The following is a 23,202-nucleotide window of genomic DNA, read 5'->3' as shown; positions in this document are numbered from 1 at the left end:
AGTAAAAAACCACGGCCTGCGTCCAGAACGCCTGCCATGGTTCCTTATCTACTTCCGCCGTATCTCCGCATGCTTCTTACATATCAGCCAAGAGCGAATCCCAAATCAGAGCAACTATGCACCCACGGGACTAACTCAGCGCTTTTTTGCGCAATCCGGCAAGGGCAGCCCCCTGTACAAAAAAGCGTTCAATCTTCCGTTCCACCTCAGCATCCGGAATCAGCGGCGGGGCCTGATGCGGCTTCACACGGGCGTCGATCATCACATTATCACAGAACCAGTGCTTGTTCTCTACGCCGCTGTTCACCCCATAGATATCATGCGAGGGATTGCTGCGTGTGAAGGTTGCCCAGAGAAAATTGCTCAATGTTTCACTCATGAACGTGCTGTCATCGCATAAAATAATCATCGGACAGGTATCCAGAGCCCCCTGCTCCTGAATCGCGGCGCTCAGCTTGTCCGTTTCCTTCCGTGCTTCCGCATAATCTGTGAACTTCGGTCCCTGCAGGGCCACGATCCCCGGCATAATTATTTTGGCCTGTCCGAACTCTTGCAGATTCTCCAGTATCCCCGGCACCTCCGTGCACAAGGTCCGCTTCTGTTCTCCCACCGCTGCAAAAACCACTTTGCTGCCGCTGTTAATCCCAGTGCCGGAATAATCCAGTGTATCTATAGTTGTATTGGTCTGAAAATGAATATCCCGCCGTAGATTGATCCGCTCCAGAATATAGGCCAGGAAGCCCTCGATATTATGCGTGCTGACCGGCTGTTCTTCTTCCGCTGTAATGAACAGATATTTGGCCAGGCTAAGCTGGCCTGTTCCCAGTATCCGGTTAGCGATGGTCAGAAGCTCCGCCGGCCGCTTCAACTGCTGGTAAGGCGTATAGCGCTCACTGCCAATGGCGAACAGTAGAGGATGCACACCTGCGGCATCTACTGCATGCACCTCTTTGACTCCCGGCACCTCCTGCTTCACCGCACCGCCCGTCAATTCATGAATCAGTTCCCCGAAAGAGGTATCCTCCTGCGGCGGGCGTCCCACAACGGTGAACGGGAAGATGGCACCTTTTTTGGCATAAACCTTATGCACTTTCATTACAGGGAATGGATGGGTCAGGCTGTAGTAGCCCAGATGGTCGCCAAAAGGCCCCTCCGGCCGGGTCTCGCCGGGATGAATCTCGCCAGTAATTACAAAATCGGCGTCACTGCTGACACAAAAGCCGTCGACATAGCTGTACCGGAAGTGGCGGCCCGCCAGCAGCCCGGCAAAGGTCATCTCGCTTAACCCTTCAGGCAAGGGCATAACTGCGGACAAGGTATGCGCGGGAGGTCCTCCGATGAAGCAGCTGACCTTGAGCGGCTGTCCTCTTTTCGTCGCCTTGGTTTGGTGAATGCCAATGCCCCGGTGAATCTGATAATGCACGCCTACTTCCTTATTGATCTCATACTCATTGCCGCTTAGCTGGATACGGTACATGCCCAGATTGGAATTCATGATCCCCGGCTTGTCGGGGTCCTCGGAATAGACCTGCGGCAGAGTGATAAAAGCGCCGCCATCGCCAGGCCAACACTTAATCTGCGGCAGATCAGAGATCTGAATCTCCTCGAAGCCGGCCGGTACACCGTTTCCCTTTTTCAGCGGCAGCGCTTTTCGGGCAGCCAGCCCCGTCCCGATATATTTAAAGGGCTGCTTAAGCGCCTTCATGGGATCACTGCGTAAAGCGATCACATCCTGGGACGATTCCCAGGTATCGCGGAAGATAAATTTGCTGCGTTCTATAGTACCGAACAGGTTCGATACTGCGCGGTATTTCGAGCCTTTGACCTTCTCAAAAAGCAGGGCCGGACCGCCTGCCTCGTAGACCTTCAGATGAATCGCGGCCATCTCCAGATCAGGATCGACTTCCTCCTGTATGCGGACCAAATGTCCATGTTTCTCCAAATCGGCAATACATTCTTCCATACTGCGGTATCTCATTGGTCTTACTCCAATCTCCAGAAGAAATGTGAACTCTCCTTATTATCAATGAGGGAACGCGCAAGGTCAACGCCGCACCAGGCGATGGGCGCAATCAAAGGTATAAATACCTTTGATTGGGTCGTTCCGGCGCTGACGGGCAATTTCAAAGGTACAAATACCTTTGATTGGGTCGTTTCGGCGCTGACAGGCAATTTCAAAGGTATAAATACCTTTGATTGCGTCGTTCCGGCGCTGACAGGCAATTTTAAAGGTATAAATACCTTTGATTGGGTCGTTTCGGCGCTGACGGGCAATTTCAAAGGTACAAATACCTTTGATTGGGTCATTCCGGCGCTGACAGGCGGAAGTCGGGACCCGCCAGGCAGCGCAAAGGGGGCTCCTCACCAGCAGATAAATCTGCGAGTGAGACAGCCCCCTGATTGTCAGCCCTGTGTTTTCAATGGCCACACTCCGGTAAACTCAACCTCATCATAAGCGAAAAAAGCATTCAGGATGGCTTCGCGGTCATCCGTGAAGAGCTGGTCGGCCACCCCGGCGACAAGCTTCGGGACGGCATTTTTCATGCCGGAGATGGCTGAAGCCGACAGGCCGCAGCTGGCAAGGGCTGAATAGTTGAAAACAAACAGCCCGTGTACAAGCGCCCGGCCTGCTTCATCCCGGCTCTGGAGCGCAAAGCCCGGGCTGAGATACGGATGCGCATCCAGCAGCGGGTTCGCCAGCTCCGGCGGCGCTTCGTAGCGGTCGCTCCAGCGGGCGATATGGCTGTCGACCAGCCGCAGCTCCGGACGCAGCCCCGGGTCGCTGAGCAGTCCGGTGCTGACCACCAGAAAATCAAACGAGAATTCCCCCTTTGGCGTGGTCACTACCGCCTTGTCGCCGATCGCTTCCACCTTCAGCCACGGTGAACCGAGATGCAGCTGGAAGCCCGGCCAAGCCGCCGCACGGGCGAAGGTGTCATTGGTCGGCGGCTGATTGGTTTTGAAGAAATGCGAAATTACAGCGTATTTATCAGAGTCAGGCAAGGTATGAAACCGTTCAATCATGCCCGATACCTCCATCTGGCGGATGGGGTTGATGTTCGGAAGCTGCCCGCGGCGGACAAATACATGGGCCTCCGCCGCCCCCTCCGTGAGCAGAAAATTCGCGTTGTCGAAGGCCGAGGCTCCGCCGCCGAGAACCGCAATTCTTTTGCCGCGCAGGGCGGTGCAATCTATCGCCTCGGAGGTATGGGCATATAGAGCTTTCGGCAGATGGTCAGCCACCATCGGCGGCACATGCCACTCGCCTCCGCCCTGGATGCCCGTGGCCAGCACAACCTTGCGCGCCAGCAATTGCCCGGACGGTGCTCCCGCACCAGAGATATGCAGGCGGTGAATCCCCTCTCCGCACGGCTCTATCAGCTTAAGCTGAACCTCATTGATCACGGGCAAACCCAGGATTCTCCGGTACCAGCGCAGATACTTCATCCACTCGCCGCGCGGGATCTTGTCTATGGCTTCCCAGCCCTCCGATCCGTTCTGCGCCTCCCACCAGGAACGGAAGGTCAATGAAGGAATCCCCAGATCCACAGAAGTTAAATGTTTGGGTGTCCGCAGCGTGACCATCCGCGCATAAGTCTCCCAAGGCCCCTCGGCTCCTTCGCTGTTCTCGTCAATGACCAGAATGTTGGATATCCGTTCACGCAACAACCCAAAAGCCGCCCCCAGGCCGCTTTGTCCGCCGCCGACAACCACAACATCATATACATGGCCTTCAGGATGGCTTAACGGCCTTACCCAGTCTGCGCCTCCATAAGCAAGATAGGAAAGATCGGTAATCACACGTTCATTTAAGGCTTCCAGGCTCATCATTCCTCAGACCTTTCGAATGGATCTTTAGGCCATATTATAGCGTGTAAGCCCCGTCTTTTGAACGGATATGTCAGGTTTATTGTCATTATATCCAAAATCCCTCAACCTGATTGTATAAGATCACTAACACTTGAGGTCTGAACCAGCTATTCTATTGACAAAAGATAAAATCCGGCTATACGAACGGTTTCCGTGTTAGATTTCCTCCGCTGGCTGGACCGTTTCAATGTCCCGCACGCTCAGGGTGCCTGGTTCTTAATCCGCTGAAGAACTGGATTGTCCTCCATTTCACTCAGACCCTCATAATTGGTGGACATGCTGATATGAGCCCATTTCTCCACTTCTTCCGCACGGGCTTCTGAGGCTGCACGGACCAATGCTACTGCTTCGGGACCCAGCAGAAGGCGCAGCGGGGGTTCCTCCAGCCGGGCCAGACCTGCGATGATCCCGGCGGCACGGACCGGATCGCCATTCTCTTTTCCGTATACGGATATACGGTATTTATTCATCGCCCCCACGGTCTGCTCATAATCCTCTCCGACGGGAGGGATGCTCATCGAAGACCCGCCCCAATCGGTCCGGAAGGCTCCCGGTTCAACGATGGTGACCTTGATGCCTAGAGGGTTTACTTCGTTATGAAGCACCTCCGAGAAGCCTTCAACCGCGAATTTAGCCGCCTGGTAGGCTGCAAGCCCCGGTGTCCCGCCTACCCGTCCGCCAACGGATGAAATCTGAATGATATGTCCGCTGCGCTGCTTGCGCAGTACAGGCAGAGCAGCTTTGGTCACATGGATCACGCCGAACAGATTGGCATCGATTTGTGCCCGGAAATCCTCGTCAGGCGTCTCCTCGATGGGAGAGCTGTTCGCGTAGCCGGCGTTGTTCACTACCACATCCAACGCTCCGAATTCATCCAGTGCCAGCTGGATTGCCGCTTTTGCTGAAGCAGCATTTGTGACATCCAGCTCAGATGTGCGCACCTGATCGCCATATATCTGTACCAGGCTGTTAAGCTGCTCTGGACGGCGGGCAGTTGCAACCACTTTATCCCCATTGTCTAAGACTGCTTTGGCAATTTCCAGACCTAAACCACGTGAACTGCCGGTAATCAGCCATACTCTACTCATCATTATGATCTCCTTCAATTTGGAATGTTTAATCCAAAGCAAGTATAGCCCTCCAAAAGACAAAGGTCAAGTATTTTTTGGATTATTCACTCCAACAATGATAATAATTAAATAAATAATAAAGGTTTAATTGCATAAAACCATAAAATAACCCTCTAATTTTCGGAGTAAACAATCCACTAACTTGACACTTCAACACACGGACACTACATTTAAGCTTACGAGGTGTATATGATGAGTAAACGCGACGATATCCTTAGTGCCACATTGGATCTGATTGATGAGGAAGGGCTGCAGTCTGTGACCATTGCCAAAATCATGAAGAGAGCAAATGTGGGCTCCGGCACGCTTTTCAACTATTTTAGCAATAAAGAAGAGTTGGTAAACGAGGTGTACAAGGCAGCGCGTCAACATATGGGCGAAGCCTTGCTGCGCAATTACAATCCTGATCTAAGCCTGTATGAAAGATTCAAATGCCTGCAGCTGAACAGGCTGCATTTTGGATTATCCTCTCCAAAGGAATTTCTGTTCATTGACAGCTATTCCTATTCTCCTTACATTTCAGCCGATCTCCGCAAAATGGAGGATGCTTCGCGGGAGATCATGCTCTCTCTGATTGAGGAAGGACAGAATCAGGGAATATTTAAGGAAATGGACCCGCACTTGTCCCATCAGATTATTCACGGGATTATGGTTTCCATCGTAAAGGGCTTCATCATTCAAAAATACCCCCTGGACGAGCTGCAGGTACAGCAAACGCTGGAGGCTTGTTGGAAGGCCATCAGAGTGTAATAAACAGCCCCGGCATGGATCGCGTTGATCCTGCCGGGGCTGTTTATAGACAAAAAGTACCTTTACTGAAACCGCTCAAAATAATCATAATTACGCGGCGGTAGATCAACCTTCTGCTATGGTCATCTTGCACCACCTGTCACTTTCTTATCAATAACATCCAGCATATATCCGGCAAAAGCGGCCAACTGACCCGGCTGTACCTGCCTGTCTTCCGAAACTCCATTATATTGATTCAAAAAGACCTGCACGAGTTCCCTGAACTCAAGCGGCAGGTTCGCTGTTCCCCATTCCCCGCCTTCTCTCTTCGAAGCGATCTTGCCCTCCTGTAGGTAATACAGCACGCGGCACAAATTCAATGTTATGTACATCGGGTTTTCCATAATCTCCGCTGCCGCATCCGCGATGTCATGCAGAATAGAGGACAGATAGGCGCCGGGGTTAACCGGAGGATACTGCATGGCAAGGGGTTGCCCGTATAACGTTCTGCCCCTGTAATAAGCGACAGCGATTTGTGAGGCGAGGTCTTTATCCTCATAGTCTCCGCATACATAATCCTCATCAGCCCGATATCTCTCCCGGTGGTAGTCGGAGAAATGCAGCTCACATGGCGTTGGGCAGGTCACGGGTGTTAGCGCTGCTTCCCGGATAACACTAATCTCCAACCCGTTTGTCATATCATCCCGCAGGGCCAAAAGCTTGCGCGCAATCCTTTGGGCGCTTGCAGGCGGCAGCTTTTCGCGGATTACCACCAGAATATCGATATCACTTCCGGCAGGATTGAAGCAGCCCATAGCCAAGGAGCCATGCAGGTATATCCCTGCCAGATCTGCTTCTAATTCTTCTCTGAAAATCACCGTAAACCTGTCCAGAATCCGCTCCGCCTGTATGTTCATTTTTTTCGCCTCCCTTGCAATCATCAACTTCCATTATATTCAAACGAGGGGCGGATACATAGAAAAAAAATAAGTAGAGCTGTTCTCCACGCGCCAGTCAGCCCGCAGAATTCCGGGGGCTGCAGATGATTCTCTCTGCACTCATTACGTCAAAGCCAGCCAAAGTCCTCCAACTCCTGATTGACCCTGCCGACCAAGGACTGAATAGAATCCTGGTCATATAAGAACGTGATGCCGGTGGGAAGCGGCTCTGCAGTTTCATGATTGAAGTCGTTAAAATCCATGCCTTCGGGAAGCTGATACACCTTAACATCCTTAAGTTCATTCCAATCCCTGATGTACGGCTGCCCGCTGAGATTAATAACATTCACTATCCCATGACTAATATCCAGATACAAATAGCTGCCCCTTCTGCGGGGCGGCTTGGGATGCGCTGAATTCAGCAGAACCTCACGGGTGAATTCCTTGCCGGACATATACAGAATAATGACCTCATCAGTGTCGGCATCCACTCCAAGCATCAGATGGGGAGCCCAACCGGCAAAAAAACGCAGTGCCGTTGAATTCTGCAAATGATCGTCAAATTTCCAGCCAAGCGGCGTCAAGGCGTATTCTCCGTCCGGCAGCTCCAGATACGCATTCAGCAGAGCTTGAAGTGTTTCGGTGCCCGGCGCTTCATAAGGCTCCAAGGCAGCCGGGTCCACCACATAATTAACTATAGTCCGCTTAATTCCACTGTAACTGTCCCTTATATCATGGTGTCTGTACAGATCCTCCAGCACCGGCAGAATTCCCGTATGCGTATCCACGAAGAGCTGCCTGGATTCGGGCTTCAGTTCCCGCAGATAGATCGTTTCAATGTTTCCTTCACGTATAACCTGCTTCACATCAGCAAAATGAGGTCCAACTTCAGTAAGGATTAGTTCGCGGATACTAGCGTTATCCGCAGGAATCATTTGCTGGAAATCATCAGACAGCCAGGCCTGCTGGGCAACAAAATATTGCGCGGCTGCGGTCATGCCGACAGGCGGCAATACCAGCTCCAGCCTCTCCATATGGAAGCTTTCATGCTCACGGAAATCCAGCCTCTCTGCTTGCGCGCTGTATTCTACTAAATTATAGCCCTTGATCCACTCATACACTGGTTTACCCCCTCTTAACTAGAAACAAAGTGACTTCGTCTATACATTTCTGCGGCTCTTCGCCGGGAGTTATGTATCCTTCGGGTTAACTTGAGAATTTCCGCGACCTCATTTCTTCCCGCCGGCAGAGTTACAGGAAGCTGAGAGCAATGAAGTTCATCAGGAACTGGAGCTTAGTGGAAAAAGTAAAACTAATTCGCTGAAATCCTGGATACAGAAGGTTTTAGTTGGAGTTTGTACACCTAATTCGTGCATATTCATTCCATACGGCCGCTTTCAGCCTTTTTATACAATATCACGGCGGCTGGAAATATAAAACATGGCTGATGTTTCACAAACTACTATTTGCTGGGATAGCCATCCCGGAAATTCTCGTGACGAGCAATATCATCAAAAAGCGCATACCGTCAAAGGTACGCGCTCTTGGGGTTTACGCTTGGATTGGGATTAGAATCTGGCTACATAAAACTCGCGGTTGGCGGGGATATTTTTTTGTGTTAACTGATTGCCAGCTGCATCTCTGATTCTCAACAAATAAGATACCGTTGTCAGGGTGCTGATCGTAGGGAATCGAACGACACCAAATTCGTCAAAATCAGCAGTTACCGTTGTTGAGCCGCTAGTCAAGGAAGCTGTCCAGCCGGTGGAATCCTTAGGCACATTATTCAAGTCTGTAGCCAGCACTACAAATCTGTCAAAGGTTTGTCTGATTCTGCGTCTTCTTCTCACAGGCTTTGCATTCGCCTTGCGGGCCATCATTGCTTTTTTGGCCAGTAAAGCTTTTTTGGCCATTACGGCTTTTTTGTCAGGAGCTTTCATTTACTTCACCACTTTCTGATAGGATACAGTAGTAGATGCATTTCGTACGTGCAGTGAAACGCATTTATGCCTATCATTCGAGAAATGTGGTAGTGTCTTAGAATTATAGATATGTACCCACTGTGCCTTTCCGCGCATACCCTGTATCGGAGAGGTGAGGCGACAGCCATGCGCAATAAACTGTGGATGAAGCAGTATGCTTCCAAAATGAACCGTCCGCTGAGGACCGAAATTCGTAAAACGTATCATTCCGGCAAGGGACCAGCAGCGCTGCCTGTTATTGTTCAATTCAAGCACAAAATTTCCCCAAGCAGAATGTTGGCCTTACACAAGCATCTAGGCGCACATGCTTTTGCTATTAAACACCATATTCCTATGCTTAACGCCTTTTCCTCCCAAGTCTCAGTGAATTGCCTGAAACGGCTGTGCTGCTGGGAAGGTGTTCATAAGGTACATCTGGATCAGATTAAATCCATATCGCTGGATATTGCTACTCCTTCCATTGGTGCGGCAGCTGTTCAAAGCAAGCGGGGGCTTACCGGAAAAGGCATCAATATCGCCGTTCTCGACACCGGAGTATACCCCCACCCCGATCTGGTCCGTCCCGTGAACCGTATCGTGGCCTTCAAGGATTTCGTCAACCACCGGAAACGCCCCTATGACGATAACGGCCATGGCACACATATTGCCGGAGATGCGGCAGGCAACGGCTGGCTTAGCCAAGGTAAGTACAGAGGTCCTGCACCGGAAGCGGGCGTAGTAGGCGTTAAAGTGCTGGATATCAACGGAGATGGCTATGACTCTACGATTATTAAAGGCATAGAATGGTGTATTGCGGAGAAGAAACGGTTAAAGCTGCGCATTCTGTCCATGTCGTTCGGCGGAACCGTAAGTACTTCTTGCAGAGACGACCTGCTCTGCCAGGCCGTAGACAAAGCCGTCCAAGCCGGACTTACCGTTGTAATCGCCGCAGGCAACAGCGGCCCCGGACGCAAGACGATTGAGTCACCGGGCATCAATCCTGCGGCGATTACGGTCGGAGCAGTAGATGACCGCCGGACCCTCACGCAAAAAGATGACCGCATTACCTTCTATTCCAGCCGGGGTCCAACACCCTGCGGGAAGATTAAACCGGATATCACAGCCCCGGGTGAATCCGTCATTTCCCTTCGTGCCCCCGGATCCCAACTGGCCCGGAGATTCCCTTACATGCGGATCGGCAAACAATATTTCGTACTATCCGGCACCAGTGTTTCTACTCCTATCGTCTCCGGGGCCGCCGCCCAGCTTCTGCAGAGCTATCCTTCGCTCACACCTCGCCAGGTAAAAGCCCGGCTGAAGAGAAACGCATTCCGTCTCGGCTTGAAGCCGAATACTGCAGGCAGCGGCGAGATCAATATGCGCTTTTTGCTTGGAAAGAGATGATTAGCTATCTGCCCGGGCAGATTTGCATATTTTTCGCCCATAAACTTCCGGGTTTATTGAATTACAAGTCTTCTGACATCTGCCGCGCCCAGGCCGCCAGTGCCTCATCTTGGCCGTAACTGCCGATGCACTGAAAACCGAGCGGCAGGTTGTCAATACTGGCTGATGGAAGGCTGATAGCCGGGCAGCCGGCAAAGGTCCAGATGGCGGTCATTCCGGACCACCCGGTGCCCTCACCGATCTTCGGTGCGGTTCCGCCTTGCGCCGGCGATACCCAGAGGTCCACGCCTTGTGCCGCTTGGGCTGTTTCCAGCTCCCGGCGCAGCCTGACCTGCCTCCGGCGGTACATCTCCAGCTCCGTATCAGTTATTTCCCGGCCACGGAGAATAGCTTCCCTTACCGGAGTCCCATAGATCTCTGCAAATCGATCGAACCATGGGGCGTGCTCTCGTGCCATTTCCCCCTCCAGAAACCGCAGCATGGCGTCCCCGTAGATAAATTCATCCTCCCAAGGCATATTCACCTGCTTCACTGCATAGCCCTTTTGCTGTAGACCTTCGATTTGTGCAGAAAAAGCTGCTTTGACCCCACCGCTCATCAGTTCCATGTATATTCCTTTGGGGATGCCCAGCACCGGTTTTCTGCCAGCTTGCCGGTAATGGTGATTCCAGTCTGGGATGAGCAAGGCTGCCGCCACCTGCATATCAGATACCTTTTGCGTGAAGAATCCTATGGTATCAAAGGAAGGGGCCAGCAAAATAACACCATCCAGCGGCACTCTTCCATAGCTTGGCTTGAAACCCACCACACCGCAAAAGGAAGCAGGGGCAATCACGGAACGAAGAGTCTGGGTCCCCAACGCCAACGGACATAATCCTGCGGCAACCGCTGCTGCTGACCCCGCACTTGAACCGCCAGGGGTATGAGACAGATCGTGCGGATTGCGTGTTGCGATAGGGCCATTGTAAGCAAATTCTTCGGTGACCGTCTTGCCGGCGATCAAAGCACCCAATGAACGAAGGCGTCTAATCAACGATCCTTCCTGCCCTGCCAACACCGCAGCCGGCAGACCGGACCCGGCCCGGGTTAGCAATCCCTCTACATGCAGCAGGTCCTTAATGCCTACAGGAATTCCGTAAAAAGCTGGCTTCGCCCCTGTTCCTCTATAGGTATCGAGCAAATTTTCCGCAGCAGCGTCCAGCCGTTCTCCCGCATTCGCTTCAGCTGCAAAGGCATGAATGTGAGGTTCCAGCCGTGAATAGCGCTCCCGGAACAGATCCCATGACGGATGCAGTCCGTTCTGCGTCCGATCCGGAATATCCTTAGCAATCAAGGAAGTTGAATTGAGAAGCATACAATCATCTCCAAAGGAAAGTGAACATCTCCCCCTACTTACGAGCGGCAAGGAATTTGGTGGCGTTTTTTTGCTTTATGCCTTGCCTTCCCTCTGATATTCGCCCAGCTTCTCATTCAGCCGCTTGGCTTCCTTCTGGCCGTCAATATGCAGCATCGTGTACACCATACCTTTAATCACAAGGCTGGTAATCAGAAAAGGGAGAAAACGCTCATTTTCTCTAAACGGACCGGAACTGAAGAGCCACAGCCACACGATCACAAAAACATCAGCAAGCAGAAAACAGATATAGAAGGAGAACGTTTGCGCTTTTTGACCAAGCCCGGGTGTGCTCACCAAAGCATATTTGAAGCAGGTAAATGCCGAAGCCGCCACAATAATCTGCCACAGGATCGATGCTTTTACGGAACCGGTTGAGCTCAAGGCCTGCACAATAGCCACCAGAATCGTTACACATCCACAGACTGCAAACCAATCCTTCACCATATGGGATACAAAATTACCGGTTTTCATGATGAAGCCTCCTCAGAGTCCTAGTTTTTGCTTAAGCACAGGAACGTATTGCCGGGAAATGATGACCTTTTCGCCATTGTGCAGCAAGGCTTCGAATCGGCCATAAAGGAGCGGGCTGACGGACTTGATTTTGGCAATATTCAGGATGGTTGACTTGGAGGCTCGAAAAAAATCCCTGTGCGCATAAGCCAGTTCAATCTCATACAGCTTCAGCCTGGATTCATACACCTTCTCGGCACAATAAATAAAAACTTTGTGGTCCACCGCCTCAAAATAATACACCTCATCCGGTTCGATGATATGCATTTGAAGATCGGTCATGCCAATCAGCTTCTTGGAAGCTGCCATAGCTTGAATCGAATACAGCAGCTTCAGCACCGCTTCATCCGGATCATTGCACCTCAGAATAATCTCAGGCTCGCTGTCTTCCGGTATGCTCTCAATGGTGATTTTCATGAGCGTCCCCTCCCGCGCATCTGTTACAATCCCAGTATATTTTTGTAAAAGTGCATCTTCAAGGGGCTTTGCGCAAGCTGCACACAGAGGACATTAAGCTGCTGTATAAGCATAGCAGGCTGGCTACAACCATCCAGAGGCTTCCCCGCAAAAGGTTAACGCAAGCACATGCATGGCTCTGGTGCAGGCAATATACAGCATACTCCGGTCGAGCTCTGTCCTGTAATTCACTGCATCACAAAAAGGGATAATCACCTGATCGAACTCCAGCCCCTTAGCCATATGTGCGGAGGTAATCATTATCCCCTCATGAAATCTGTCGCTGCTGAAATCCAGCAGAACTATATCCTTGTGAGTACCTTTTACTGCTTCGTACAAGCTTTGCGCCTGCTCCTGTGTCTTGCAGACCACCCCAAGGGAATGATGCCCCGATTTGCGGAAGCGCGTGATTAACCTGTTGATGTGCGATAATTCTCCTTCAGGCGTGTCTGCACCAATGATTACCGGAGGTTCACCATGGCGCTCGACCGGAACTATCCGGCTGTTATGATTAATCCTCTGGGCAAAATGAATAATTTCGAGGGTGGAGCGGTAGCTCTTCAGCAGTTCAACCGTATCGGCTCCGGGAAAAACCTGTTTGATCACTGAGATAGATGATGAAGAATACGGATTCACAGATTGGCTGCTGTCACCGAGGATCGTCTTTTTGCATTTAAAAAGAAGCGATAAAACCCTGTATTGGATGGCCGTGTAGTCCTGCATTTCATCCACCAAGAGATGTTTTACAGTATCGAAGCCTGTGGTTCCTTCCATTCGAAGCTTCAGATAGACCAGGGGAAAGACGTCACAGAATTCAAGCAGCTTTGCCTTTTTGGGCTTGAACAGCTCCGGCCTGCCGGTATGCTCGTAGAAATCCTTATAGAGAGTAAGCATATTAAGCGATTTGAACATTTTTTGGACAGCGGTTTTGATTTTATTGGCTGTGGCTGAGGGCAAGCTCCGCCCGTTCTCATCCCGGGTCCGGGCTGACAGGATCGATGCCGTCTTCTCCAGCCTTTGTCTAACCAGGAGACTGCGTGCGGACTGATAGGCGCTCTGCACTTCCTCAGCGGGAATCCGCACCTGACCAACGGATATATCAGCAGGAACAAAATAGGCCTCGCTAATGTGCATAATGTAGCTCTCCAGAGCTTGAACAAAATCCATATCCGCCTTGTATCCGATCCGTTCAATGGCGGAGTCATCCACCGAGCCGGCCAGCTCTGCCACCTGCTGGTTAAAGGTCTGGAATCCGCATATTCCCGCAAGCTCAGTGGCAGCAAGCTCATCGAAGCTGAGTTCCCTGATTTTCTCTTCGCCCAGCTCCGGCAGGACATTCGAAATATAATCGGAGAACACTTTATTCGGAGAGATAATCAGGATATTTTGCGAGGTTAAGGTTTCCTTATACCGGTACAGCAGGTAAGCCACACGGTGCAAGGCAACAGAGGTTTTACCCGACCCGGCAACCCCTTGGATGATCAGCTCATGGGCGGATTCATTGCGGATGATCACATTCTGCTCCTTCTGAATGGTAGCGACAATATTTTTCATTTTCTCGTCCGAGGTCTGGCTGAGCTCCTTTTGCAGCACATCGTCATTGATGTTCAGCGAACTTTCGATCATATATTCCATTTCACTGTTTCTGATGCTGTATTGTCTCTTTAGCGTGATTTCCCCGGTTACCTCCCCAGAAGGTGAAGCATAGTTGGCCCTGCCGGTATTGAAATCATAGAACATGCTTGCGATGGGAGAACGCCAGTCATAGATCACATTCTCCTGGCTGTCATCGCCCGCAAAGGAATGCACCCCGATGTAGCAGGCCAAGGCTTCCGAATGATGATCTGCAAGGAAATCAATTCTGCCAAAATAGGGTGTATGAAGCAGCTTCCGCAGCCTATCCCGCTTGACTACTGCTTGTTCACCATGATCAATGCTCAAGGAAATCTCAACTCTGTTGGCTGCCCGTTCCGCTGGATCGATCTGCGCGGAGTTGGCCCAGAGGTATTTTTTGGCCGCAAGAATCTCTTCCCCGGCTGAGCTTATACGCCTATCTACTGCTTGCAACGCGTTCTGAAGCCTGGCTACTATCTCCTGCAAATATAGCTTTTCATCCGTTTCACTTCGATTAACAATCATATTGCCCCTCTTTTCCTGATGAGAATACTCATAAGTATAGAGAGAAACCCAAAAAAATATAGACTTATACTTTCCGCTGTAGTATTATGCAATTATCGTGGGTCCAAAAAAGGTCATACGCTAGGACTCAAATTCCAATTCAAGGGTACATATCTAATGGACTCATAGATGATATTTAATAAACTCATAGATGTCGTGAAGTACACGCCGTTTTGCTGCATTTACTGTCTGAGATTTACGGGACGGGCTGCAGTGAGGCGGCTTTTTTATTTGCCGAAGAAGAGAAGCAAGTTTCGGATTAACTACTTATGGAGGCAGATTGAAATGTGTGCTCCTTCAAGCTCCGGTTGCAAGTATATGGATTTGCGCCGGTTTCCCGGCCCGCCATTTATTTACCAATTGATGCGGACTCAAAAGGCCTGTCCGGATGCCAGATCAAACGCCTACATCAAAGCAGACAAAATGGCATCGCACAGCTCCATGGTTTTCACATTATCCCGGCCGCTGGAGACGGGCGTCAGCCCTTCACGGCAGCAGTGGATGAAATGCGCCATTTCGCCGACGAAGCCTCGCAGATACAAATCTCTGTAGCCGCCGGACATCGCAGATGCGGAAGGGGTGAACACCATATCCTGCTCCGCAAGCGATTGCCAGGGCAGCCCGCTGGCCGCCAGAGAATGATGAACCGACAGCTTCACGACTTCATCCGCACAGACGAACCCGTGATCGAAGGTAACTGTCAGGCTCTCACTTTCTCTGGACCAGGCGCTCATCCCGGCAAAATAGACGCTGCCCACAACGCCATTAGCAAATTTCAGCGAAATGCTTTGGGCGATCCGTTCATTGTCATTGTTCGTGAACCCCGATATTTGGACGGCTTCACCAAACAAAAACCGCAATAAATCCACAATATGAATGGCGGCGAGCTTCAAGAACTGCTCTTCATCTTTGCAGAAAGGCGTGCTGTCCACTGCGAACCGGGCCTGGAAGGAGCGGGCTTCACCCAGCGTTCCTTCCGTAATCAGCTCCTTCAGCTTCAAGTAGACAGGGGCATAACGCTTCATGAACCCCACCATCAGCACCACTCCGGCCTGCTCGGCGGCATCGGCAAGCTGAAGCGCTTCCGGGCCATTCCAGCCAAGCGGCTTGTCCACATAGACATTTTTTCCGGCATGGATACAATCCAGCACCAGCGCAGTTTGATCCTGCGGCTGCGCGACCACCACCACTCCGTCGCATTCTGCATCCTGCAGCATCTTCCGGTAGTCGCTGTAAGGTTTGCCGCTGCTGCCGAACCGCTGGAGTGCGGCCCTGGAGCGCTCCAGATTCCGGGTTGCAACCGCAACAATTTCTGCCCCCGCTTGGGTGGCCGAAGGATAAATATTCGTAGATGCATGAAATCCCGCACCGATAAAACTAAGCTTTGCTGTATTCAAATGTGTTCTCTCCCCTGAATATGGATTCTTGTCCCTCATCATAGAGCAATTTAGGAAACAAAAAAAGGACGCCTGTCCTCCCCGCGGAATTCCCGGTGGAACCCCTGGCGAATATCCACTATACTTGTCAAGAAAACGATTGCAATATCTCAGTAGAATGAAAGGAGCTCATAATGCAGATTTCTGTGTTTTACAACCATATTGTTACAGCATGTAAACAAACGGGGCTGCCGCTGCCGGAGGTGCTGGGTCTGGTGCGCGGATATGGCATTCAGGCTGTAGAGCTGGATCTGGATGAGGTGCAGCCGAGTCCTGAGGCTATAAAAAAGCTGCTGGAGCAAGCCGGAATGTCCGTGGCTTCCATGTACGCTTTTTGTGATTTCGGCAACGCTCCCGATGTCCGGCCCGGCCTTTCATTCATTGATACGGCTGCATATTTGGGTGCGGGCAAAGTTCTTGTGATTCCCGGCTTCATCGGCGAGTCGGCAGACCAGGAGCTGCGGGAACGCTCACTGCAGCACATGGCTGCGGCACTCAGGGAAATGAGCGAGTATGCCGGGTGCAAAGGGCTGATTGTCACCCTGGAAGATTTCGATGACAGCCGGGCGCCATTTTCCACTTCTGAAGAATTGTTATGGTTCCTAAATGAGGTTCCGAAGCTTGGCATCACCTTCGATACAGGGAATTTCATCTACCGGGGCGAAGACGCGCTGGAAGCCTTCGAGAAGCTGAAATCGAGAATTGTTCATGTTCACTGCAAAGACCGCTCACTGGAAGAGCACCCTGGTGAAGTTCCGAAGATCAGCACAAACGGGACCAGGCTGTTTCCTTCTCCTGTCGGCTCTGGCTGCATTCCGATGCAAGCGATCTTGGATCGGCTAGAGACTATCGGGTACAAGAACATGGTAGCCATTGAGCATTTTGACGCTGCAGATCAACTGGCTTATATGAAACAATCTGCACAATGGCTGCAGGCCACATTCAACCCGCTTCAGACATAACAAGCAGCAAGAGGGACCGCAGAAACTGTGGCCCCCTCTTGCTCTGTATACCAGCCTGCTGCTGCTGCACACTACCCGCTTGCTCTGCACACTAGCCGTTTGCCATACACTAGCCTATTGCTCTCCGTATACTGGCTTATTGCTGCTGCGCCGCAAACGCATCTGCTGCCGTGCTCAGATAGTACGCCAGTCCGGTCTGCTGCCCTTCAAGCATGCTGAGATGGAAGTCATCGCCGAGGAAAAAGCGGTTCTGCGCGGCAAAATCCGCAGCAGATACCGGATGCCCGTGCTGACCCAGAAAATCCAGATGCTTGCGGATGAATTCCATCGTGCTCACATCTCCTGCCTTAACTCCCGACCGCAAAGCGTCAGCCATAGCCGTCATAAACGCTGCGCCTTCCGCTGCCATATCGTTCATGTGCTGGACATCAACCGGAGCACCGTCAGCTAAGAGGTCATAATCGTACGTTTCCTTTAAGTAATCTCCCTGCTCCTGCAGGGCTGCTGTCCATTCTTGCTCACTCGCAAGTCCTTTGAACATTTCCGTCTCTTTCATGGGTTCGCCTCTTTCTTTGCTTGTTATCGATTTCTGCAGGGTCTCAATCATCGTATCGATCCTTTGTCTGCGCAGCAGCAGAAGCTTTTCCTGCTCCACAAGTATGGATAAGCGATCCGGTTCCTCCTCAAGCAGCTGCCCGATCTGCTCAAGCGTGAAATCCAGCTCCTTGTAGAGCATAATTTGCTGCAAGCGCTCCAGCTCCGCCATCCCGTACAGCCGGTACCCGGCTTCACTGATCTCTGCCGGGATCAGCAGACCCGTTTTGTGATAATGATGCAGGGTTTTCACCGTAGTTCCGGACAGTACAGCTACCTCTTTTACTGTGTACAGCACTCTGCTTCCTCCTTTCCTTGACGAGTTTACAGGCTCCCCAAAGAGGAGAGTCAAGCCTTTTTCCACACCCCGAACTCCACATCCATCTCAAAACCGATATGCTGGTAAAACGGCTGCATAGGACCTGTATATGCCTTAACCATGCCGAGCGACCGCAGGCGGTTCAGCGCTTCATAGATTACCGTCTTGCCGAGCCCCCTCAGCCGATAATCCGCATGGGTTCCCACAGGTTCAAGAATCCCGATCCGGTTCACCTCGTCCACAAAAGCATTGCAGAACGCCACGACCTCCCCCTGCCCGTTAACCAGAGACAAGTCGAGCTCGGGACAGTAGCCTGGCGCTTGGCGGATTCCCCCGTATAATTGCAGCATCTTCTCTGCATGAGCAGTACCTGGATAGTTAAACGCCATGATGTGCCCCTGCGCTTTCGCCTGGTCCGATACCTCTTCCCCGCATTGAAGCGAACAGCCCTCAGGGATAACCACCTTCAGTTCCTTCTCCAAACGGATAGAGATAACATTATCACTTTCATTCGGGAGAAGCACATATCCTCTGCTCTGAGCCATCTCTTCCAGCTTTGTCATTGGCTTGGGAATTGCCAGCTTCACGGCACCCGGTGCAGACTTCTCTTCAATGAATTCGAACATCTCACGCAGCAGCTCCTCTTGCGGTTGCTCCGTATCCAGCTGGAAGTAAAAATCTCCATCCCTGCAGACGACAGCAGCCAGTTCACCATTATCGTGTTCCCATAGCCCGATATTTTGTTCCCACCCGGGAAGCAAGCCCGCTCTCAACTGATAGAAAAAAATCTCAAATTGAAAACGGGCAATCGTCCAGCTGTTCGGCCGCTTAAGCCTTGAATGTGCTTGGGAAAGAAACCGGCTCACCTTCATCATGTCGTCATGTGTATAGGCTCTATATCGGGTCCCCATATGTACTCATCTCCATTAGCATGATATTGTCTTTATTGTAAAGCGATAGACGATACAGCGGTATGCCAAGTTCGTATGTAAAAAGTTCTTGCCCACAGAACCCTGCCGGTTACGCGGCCCATTTCCAAACCAAACACCCGCAGATCAATTCTGCGGGTGTTTGGTTATTTCTTTGAATATATTATTTTCTTAATGCTTCGCCTTGGTTCCAATCCGGAAATCAATTACGAAATACAGCAGACTGCGATTCATCGCAGAATATCGAGCATTCTATTGCAGAAAGTGCAATCAAGCAGCACCTATTTACAGTTCCCCGCGCTTACTGTGCAGCGCTAGGCTGGAAAAACTGCGGCAGATAAGCCTTGTTTCGCTCCAGCATCTCATTCAGCATCGCCTCTGCATCATTCACAGACGGCACCAGCGGATGATGTGCCAATGCAGTCAATGCCATGTCTCTGCTGCCGCTGACTGCCGCCGCAATCGCGAGCTGCTCATAGGTTTTGACCGCATGAATCAGCCCTTTCACGGCAGGAGGGACAACCGTTACGGGCATGGGGACAGGTCCATCCTTCAGCACTTTGCAGTTCACTTCGATACAGGCATCGTCCGGGAGGAAATCAAGAATCCCCCGGTTTGCCACGTTAAGCGTTTGGATATCACCGGAGTTGTTATACAGCGAATTCATCAGCCGGACCGCTGCCTCCGAGTAATACGCCCCGCCGCGCAGCTCGAGCTGCTTCGGCTTTTCGGCCAGATTCACATCCTGATACAGCTCAAACAGCTCATCTTCCAGCCGTTTCACAACCTCTGCCCTGGTTTCTCCTTTGGCCGCGGATGCCTGCTGCTGCTCCAGAATCTCCCGCTGCAAATAGAAATATTTCAAATAATACGAAGGAATCGAACCCAGCGAACGCAGCAGGCTGGCATTCCATTCATACTGGGGCACATTCCGCGCCGAGTATCCATCCCTGTTCGCCAGGAGCTCGGGAAGCTTGGATTCTCCGTTAACCGTAATTTGGCTGATAAAGTGCAGATGATTGAGTCCGGCAAACTCGCAATAAATCCGGTCCTGGGGGACTTGATAGAGTGACGACAGCCATTTGTAGGCCGCAATGGGCGAATTGCATAACCCTATCGACTTAATTCTTGAGTGCTTGTTGATGGCCTCTGTCACCATTCCCGCCGGATTGGTGAAATTCAGCAGCCAGGCATCCGGGCACAGCTCCTCCATATCCCGGGCGATCCCGAGCAGGACCGGAATCGTGCGCAGCGCCTTCATCATTCCTCCCGGACCGGTTGTTTCCTGGCCGATCATGCCGTACTTCAGCGGGATCGTCTCATCCCAGCCGCGGGCTTCCAGCATACCGACCCGCATCTGGGTCGAGACAAAGTCTGCCCCGGCAAGCGCTGAACGCCGGTCTAACGTAAGCTTCACTTCAATGGGAAGGCCGGATTTTGCGACCATCCGCTGGGCAAGCTGGCCTACAATGGACAGCTTGCGGAAGCCCTCTTCGATATCGGCAAGCACAATTTCACTTACGGGGAATGTGGAATAATTCAGAATGAAACCTTCGATCAGCTCCGGTGTATAAGAGGAGCCTCCACCGATGACGGCTACTTTCAATTTTTGTGCCATAACGCATTCGCCTCCTGTACCGATAATTGCTCACCAAGCGCATGATAGACGGATTCTCCTGCCGGATTCCCGCTCTTTTCCATAGCCATGAATAACGCCCCTGCCACAGGCTCAAGTCTGAGCACCACAAGCCGGCAGCCCGGAGCTATTGCAGATATTTCCGCTTCAATGTAAGGGGAGATAAACCGGCTGTCGCCCCTGGTCAATATGCTGCCGGCCATCACCAGATCGAAGCTGTCCTGCTGCATGTCCAGCTTGCGGATCACCGCACTTGCTGCAATCCCCAGCTCCCGGCCTTGCCTCCCAAGGATATCCCGGGCGAGCTCATCGTGCTCGGCGACCTCAAACAGCAGCTTGGCAATCTCAAGCGGGACCCGCATTTCATGATCCAGATAATGATGGAACATCGCTTCAGTAGATGAGAACCCCAGCAGATTCAGTGTGGCCTGCGACAGTCTTGTCGGCTGCTCACGCCCTTCCCAAGCCCGGATCACGGAGCGGAATACTTCTACAGCCAGCTCTCCGCCGCCGCCAAAATCACCAAATGCATACCCGAAGCCGCCGACCTGCAGCTCACGGCCTTCCTTATTGATCCCATAGCAGTTGGTACCTGTTCCGCAAATGACCACGACCCCGTGGGACTGCCGCGTTCCGGCACGCAAACCAATGACCGTATCACATACAATGTGATGCCGCTCCAGGCCAAGGCCTGCAATCATCGGCCGCAGCACCTGATAATCCGCCTCCCGGTCGGCTCCCGCCAGCCCGAATGTGGAGTAAGTGATGCTCTCTTTCGTCAAGCCTGAAGCGTGAAGCGCCTCATCCACCGCCAGCCGGATATTCTGTTCAGCTATCGCGGCTCCGGATTGATGGTTGCCGCAGCCCGTTACCGCGCGGCCCATAACCCTTCCAGCCTGGTCCGTTACAACAGCCAGCGTTTTGCTGCCTCCTCCATCTACACCCAAATAGTAGTTCAATGTCTCCCGCTCCTGTAGCGCTGCCGGGACCTCAAGTCCATTCCCATCTTCCGGCCCCGGCAAGCGCAGTGTTAGATTGTGATTTTTCTCCATTACCCGGGTCCGATTACTTCAGCTTGCTCAGGTTCTCCTGCCATTTCCGGGTCTTGAAGGCCAGCAGATCAGCATAGCCCACTGCCTGGGCATCCTTATCCGCTTTGTCCAGTATGGCAAGCACCTCTGCTTCGCCGGCTGCATTCATTACTGCCTGCGCTCTGGCTTTCTCATAGATTTCAGCCACGCTTTGTGAAATAATCCCCTCCTGGGAATCGCCGGCCGGTGCCAGGTTTACGAACTCTGTCGTGTCATACTGCGTTTTCCAGGTGATTTCGGACTGCCATTTCGTTTCCCAGCTCTTTTTGTCCTCCGGCAGTGTGGACTCGAACTTCATCTTGGAATTATCCACATATACCGTGTTGCCGTTCCATTGCAGATTGACCGTAGCATTCATCAGTTCATCGCGCCCTTTGGTATCCGTAGTGAAGGCGTCGGTAAAGAGCGGCGCCCCTTCCTCGTCCGTCCCCTTCCAGTACTTGCCTTCAGGTCCCCACATAATGATCCGCTGCCCTTCCGGGCCGGTGAACCAGTCGAGAAAGGCAAAGATGGCTTCTGGGTCCTTAGCCGCTGTAGTGATCACGCTGACGTTCCAACCCAAGCGGTTATAGGAGCCGGGGAAAATCTTATTCTTGTCTAGTCCCTCCTTGCGGACCGGCCATACCATAATGTAGCCTGCCTCGGGGTCCTCTGCTTCCAGCAGCGAGTTGCCGATCGCACCGAATTCCGTCGGGCTGGATGCAGCGTATACAGCCGCTTTGCCTGTAATGATCTTCTGCTCTACCTGCTCCCGGGTCTGCGTGAAGGCATCCTGGCTGATCAGCCGGTCCTGGAACAGCTTGTTGGCGTAGACCAGCGACTCACGAAAGGCCGGGTCTGTGAACACGGAGGTCAGCTCGCTGCCATTCGGGACCGCCATCATGCTCTTCCCACTGTATTGGTAAGGCCGGTTCTCCGCAAAGGCCGATGACAATACGTCGATGCCTTCCGCGCCTTGCCCTACTTCCAGCGGCACCACATCCGGATACTTCTGCTTCACCTGCAGCAGATAATGATAGAGATCCTCCGTTGTTTCGAGACTTGGAGCCCCCAGCTCGTTATAAATTTTCTTGCTCACCATATATCCGGTATTTCCGTTCGGCTGGGTCGTGTACCAGTTCGGGAACTGATACAGCTTGCCGTCTTCGGAGCGCAGCATGTTCAGCGTTTCATCCCCCGCCCACTTTTTGAGATTGGGGTATTGGTCCAGATAATCATCGAAAGGAACCAGTGCGCCCGCCTGTCTCAGCTGTTCCACATCCGCTCCCCGCTCGGTCCAGATCACATCCGGCAGCTGACCGGAGACGATCATCGTACTGAGCTTTTGCTTCGCATTGCCACCCGAGCTAATGGGCACTACGTTGACCTTTTTATTCTCCTTGATCCACTTGGTGGACAGATCCTCGCCCCAATTCGGCATGGTGTACCAGTCGTAATGTCCGTAGAACGAAAATTCCAATGGCTGTTCTCCAAGAACATACCCGCCTCCCGGAGCCGCATTAGCCGAGGAATTGCCTTTCCCTGCAGCGTTAGCCGGGGCGCCATTGTCCTTTGCTGAATTCCCGCCTGAGCACCCCGCAATACCTGCAGTCAGACTGAGCACAGCAGCTAAGGATACCGCCATTGATCGAACAGATTTCATCGCAGATTTCCCCCTTCGTTT

At 52.0% G+C, this 23,202-nt stretch carries 20 protein-coding genes; 3 read left to right on the top strand and 17 right to left on the bottom strand.

Annotated features, from left to right (window positions below; all coding sequences use genetic code 11):
* Positions 1 to 130: 130 nt before the first annotated feature.
* The 4 genes from BLQ82_RS00695 to BLQ82_RS00680 form a co-directional block, all read right to left on the bottom strand.
* Entirely contained in the window at positions 131 to 1,978 is a 1,848-nt protein-coding gene (locus tag BLQ82_RS00695; RefSeq protein WP_062526432.1) for a UbiD family decarboxylase, read from the bottom strand.
* A 66-nt stretch (positions 1,979 to 2,044) separates the two neighbouring features.
* Positions 2,045 to 2,428, bottom strand: a complete 384-nt coding sequence (locus tag BLQ82_RS32300; protein ID WP_157243848.1) for a hypothetical protein — start codon at positions 2,426 to 2,428, stop codon at positions 2,045 to 2,047.
* A complete protein-coding gene (locus BLQ82_RS00685; protein WP_062526871.1) occupies positions 2,404 to 3,828 on the bottom strand; it encodes an FAD/NAD(P)-binding protein in 1,425 nt (474 codons plus the stop codon). Before BLQ82_RS00685 ends, BLQ82_RS32300 begins: the two co-directional genes overlap by 25 nt.
* Positions 3,829 to 4,070: 242 nt before the next feature.
* A complete protein-coding gene (locus BLQ82_RS00680; RefSeq protein ID WP_244280663.1) occupies positions 4,071 to 4,961 on the bottom strand; it encodes an oxidoreductase in 891 nt (296 codons plus the stop codon).
* A gap of 228 nt (positions 4,962 to 5,189) precedes the next feature.
* Between BLQ82_RS00680 and BLQ82_RS00675 the strand changes: the two genes are divergently transcribed.
* A complete protein-coding gene (locus BLQ82_RS00675; protein ID WP_244280662.1) occupies positions 5,190 to 5,750 on the top strand; it encodes a TetR/AcrR family transcriptional regulator in 561 nt (186 codons plus the stop codon).
* Positions 5,751 to 5,872: 122 nt separating this feature from the next.
* On the opposite strand, the gene BLQ82_RS00670 is transcribed toward BLQ82_RS00675, so the two are convergent.
* The 3 genes from BLQ82_RS00670 to BLQ82_RS00660 all read right to left on the bottom strand — a co-directional run bounded on the left by BLQ82_RS00670 (position 5,873) and on the right by BLQ82_RS00660 (position 8,607).
* On the bottom strand, positions 5,873 to 6,646 hold the full coding sequence (locus tag BLQ82_RS00670; protein ID WP_062526426.1) for an aminoglycoside adenylyltransferase domain-containing protein: 774 nt from the start codon (positions 6,644 to 6,646) through the stop codon (positions 5,873 to 5,875).
* 149 nt (positions 6,647 to 6,795) lie between these two features.
* Positions 6,796 to 7,788, bottom strand: coding sequence for a hypothetical protein (locus tag BLQ82_RS00665; protein WP_062526424.1), 993 nt, complete (start codon positions 7,786 to 7,788; stop codon positions 6,796 to 6,798).
* Between the two features lie 447 nt (positions 7,789 to 8,235).
* Positions 8,236 to 8,607, bottom strand: coding sequence for a hypothetical protein (locus tag BLQ82_RS00660; protein WP_062526421.1), 372 nt, complete (start codon positions 8,605 to 8,607; stop codon positions 8,236 to 8,238).
* Positions 8,608 to 8,775: 168 nt separating this feature from the next.
* On the opposite strand from BLQ82_RS00660, the gene BLQ82_RS00655 reads away from it, so the two are divergent.
* Positions 8,776 to 10,032 carry a S8 family peptidase gene (locus tag BLQ82_RS00655; protein WP_062526419.1) on the top strand — a complete coding sequence of 419 codons (1,257 nt, stop codon included), beginning with the start codon at positions 8,776 to 8,778 and terminating at the stop codon, positions 10,030 to 10,032.
* 61 nt (positions 10,033 to 10,093) lie between these two features.
* Here BLQ82_RS00655 and BLQ82_RS00650 read toward each other — a convergent pair whose 3' ends face one another.
* The 5 genes from BLQ82_RS00650 to BLQ82_RS00630 form a co-directional block, all read right to left on the bottom strand.
* Complete coding sequence (locus BLQ82_RS00650) at positions 10,094 to 11,386, bottom strand: amidase (RefSeq protein WP_062526417.1); 1,293 nt, start codon at positions 11,384 to 11,386, stop codon at positions 10,094 to 10,096.
* Positions 11,387 to 11,461: 75 nt separating this feature from the next.
* Entirely contained in the window at positions 11,462 to 11,899 is a 438-nt protein-coding gene (locus BLQ82_RS00645; protein WP_062526415.1) for a hypothetical protein, read from the bottom strand.
* A 12-nt stretch (positions 11,900 to 11,911) separates the two neighbouring features.
* On the bottom strand, positions 11,912 to 12,355 hold the full coding sequence (locus tag BLQ82_RS00640; protein ID WP_062526413.1) for a LytTR family DNA-binding domain-containing protein: 444 nt from the start codon (positions 12,353 to 12,355) through the stop codon (positions 11,912 to 11,914).
* A gap of 123 nt (positions 12,356 to 12,478) precedes the next feature.
* Positions 12,479 to 14,533: a HelD family protein gene (locus BLQ82_RS00635; protein WP_208810640.1), complete on the bottom strand. Its 2,055-nt coding sequence runs from the start codon at positions 14,531 to 14,533 to the stop codon at positions 12,479 to 12,481.
* A 443-nt stretch (positions 14,534 to 14,976) separates the two neighbouring features.
* Entirely contained in the window at positions 14,977 to 15,969 is a 993-nt protein-coding gene (locus BLQ82_RS00630) for a Gfo/Idh/MocA family protein (RefSeq protein ID WP_062526411.1), read from the bottom strand.
* Positions 15,970 to 16,142: 173 nt separating this feature from the next.
* On the opposite strand from BLQ82_RS00630, the gene BLQ82_RS00625 reads away from it, so the two are divergent.
* Positions 16,143 to 16,970, top strand: coding sequence for a sugar phosphate isomerase/epimerase family protein (locus BLQ82_RS00625; RefSeq protein WP_062526409.1), 828 nt, complete (start codon positions 16,143 to 16,145; stop codon positions 16,968 to 16,970).
* A 136-nt stretch (positions 16,971 to 17,106) separates the two neighbouring features.
* Here the strand turns inward: BLQ82_RS00625 and BLQ82_RS00620 are convergent, their stop codons facing one another.
* From BLQ82_RS00620 to BLQ82_RS00600, 5 genes are all read right to left on the bottom strand, one after another.
* Complete coding sequence (locus BLQ82_RS00620) at positions 17,107 to 17,862, bottom strand: MerR family transcriptional regulator (protein WP_062526407.1); 756 nt, start codon at positions 17,860 to 17,862, stop codon at positions 17,107 to 17,109.
* Between the two features lie 50 nt (positions 17,863 to 17,912).
* A complete protein-coding gene (locus BLQ82_RS00615) occupies positions 17,913 to 18,794 on the bottom strand; it encodes a GNAT family N-acetyltransferase (protein ID WP_062526404.1) in 882 nt (293 codons plus the stop codon).
* Positions 18,795 to 19,113: 319 nt separating this feature from the next.
* On the bottom strand, positions 19,114 to 20,430 hold the full coding sequence (locus tag BLQ82_RS00610; protein WP_062526402.1) for a 6-phospho-beta-glucosidase: 1,317 nt from the start codon (positions 20,428 to 20,430) through the stop codon (positions 19,114 to 19,116).
* The gene (locus BLQ82_RS00605) at positions 20,415 to 21,407 is read right to left on the bottom strand and encodes an N-acetylglucosamine kinase (RefSeq protein WP_062526867.1); all 993 of its coding nucleotides are present in this window, start codon (positions 21,405 to 21,407) and stop codon (positions 20,415 to 20,417) included. The genes BLQ82_RS00610 and BLQ82_RS00605 overlap by 16 nt, the downstream gene beginning before the upstream one ends.
* Positions 21,408 to 21,513: 106 nt before the next feature.
* The gene (locus BLQ82_RS00600; protein ID WP_074647557.1) at positions 21,514 to 23,181 is read right to left on the bottom strand and encodes an extracellular solute-binding protein; all 1,668 of its coding nucleotides are present in this window, start codon (positions 23,179 to 23,181) and stop codon (positions 21,514 to 21,516) included.
* Between the last annotated feature and the right edge of the window lie 21 nt (positions 23,182 to 23,202).

The organism is Paenibacillus jilunlii (assembly GCF_900102965.1).
Taxonomy (GTDB): domain Bacteria; phylum Bacillota; class Bacilli; order Paenibacillales; family Paenibacillaceae; genus Paenibacillus_AQ; species Paenibacillus_AQ jilunlii.
This window is presented reverse-complemented; position numbering and strand designations above follow the sequence as displayed.

Coding starts and splice junctions, on each gene's coding strand:
- BLQ82_RS00610 (WP_062526402.1), bottom strand. CDS start 20,430: ATGGCACAAAAATTGAAAGTAGCCGTCATCGGTGGAGGCTCCTCTTAT.
- BLQ82_RS00625 (WP_062526409.1), top strand. CDS start 16,143: ATGCAGATTTCTGTGTTTTACAACCATATTGTTACAGCATGTAAACAA.
- BLQ82_RS00615 (WP_062526404.1), bottom strand. CDS start 18,794: ATGGGGACCCGATATAGAGCCTATACACATGACGACATGATGAAGGTG.
- BLQ82_RS00670 (WP_062526426.1), bottom strand. CDS start 6,646: ATGAACATACAGGCGGAGCGGATTCTGGACAGGTTTACGGTGATTTTC.
- BLQ82_RS00675 (WP_244280662.1), top strand. CDS start 5,190: ATGATGAGTAAACGCGACGATATCCTTAGTGCCACATTGGATCTGATT.
- BLQ82_RS00650 (WP_062526417.1), bottom strand. CDS start 11,386: ATGCTTCTCAATTCAACTTCCTTGATTGCTAAGGATATTCCGGATCGG.
- BLQ82_RS00655 (WP_062526419.1), top strand. CDS start 8,776: ATGCGCAATAAACTGTGGATGAAGCAGTATGCTTCCAAAATGAACCGT.
- BLQ82_RS00645 (WP_062526415.1), bottom strand. CDS start 11,899: ATGAAAACCGGTAATTTTGTATCCCATATGGTGAAGGATTGGTTTGCA.
- BLQ82_RS00695 (WP_062526432.1), bottom strand. CDS start 1,978: ATGAGATACCGCAGTATGGAAGAATGTATTGCCGATTTGGAGAAACAT.
- BLQ82_RS00640 (WP_062526413.1), bottom strand. CDS start 12,355: ATGAAAATCACCATTGAGAGCATACCGGAAGACAGCGAGCCTGAGATT.
- BLQ82_RS00635 (WP_208810640.1), bottom strand. CDS start 14,533: ATGATTGTTAATCGAAGTGAAACGGATGAAAAGCTATATTTGCAGGAG.
- BLQ82_RS00680 (WP_244280663.1), bottom strand. CDS start 4,961: ATGATGAGTAGAGTATGGCTGATTACCGGCAGTTCACGTGGTTTAGGT.
- BLQ82_RS00600 (WP_074647557.1), bottom strand. CDS start 23,181: ATGAAATCTGTTCGATCAATGGCGGTATCCTTAGCTGCTGTGCTCAGT.
- BLQ82_RS00660 (WP_062526421.1), bottom strand. CDS start 8,607: ATGAAAGCTCCTGACAAAAAAGCCGTAATGGCCAAAAAAGCTTTACTG.
- BLQ82_RS00685 (WP_062526871.1), bottom strand. CDS start 3,828: ATGAGCCTGGAAGCCTTAAATGAACGTGTGATTACCGATCTTTCCTAT.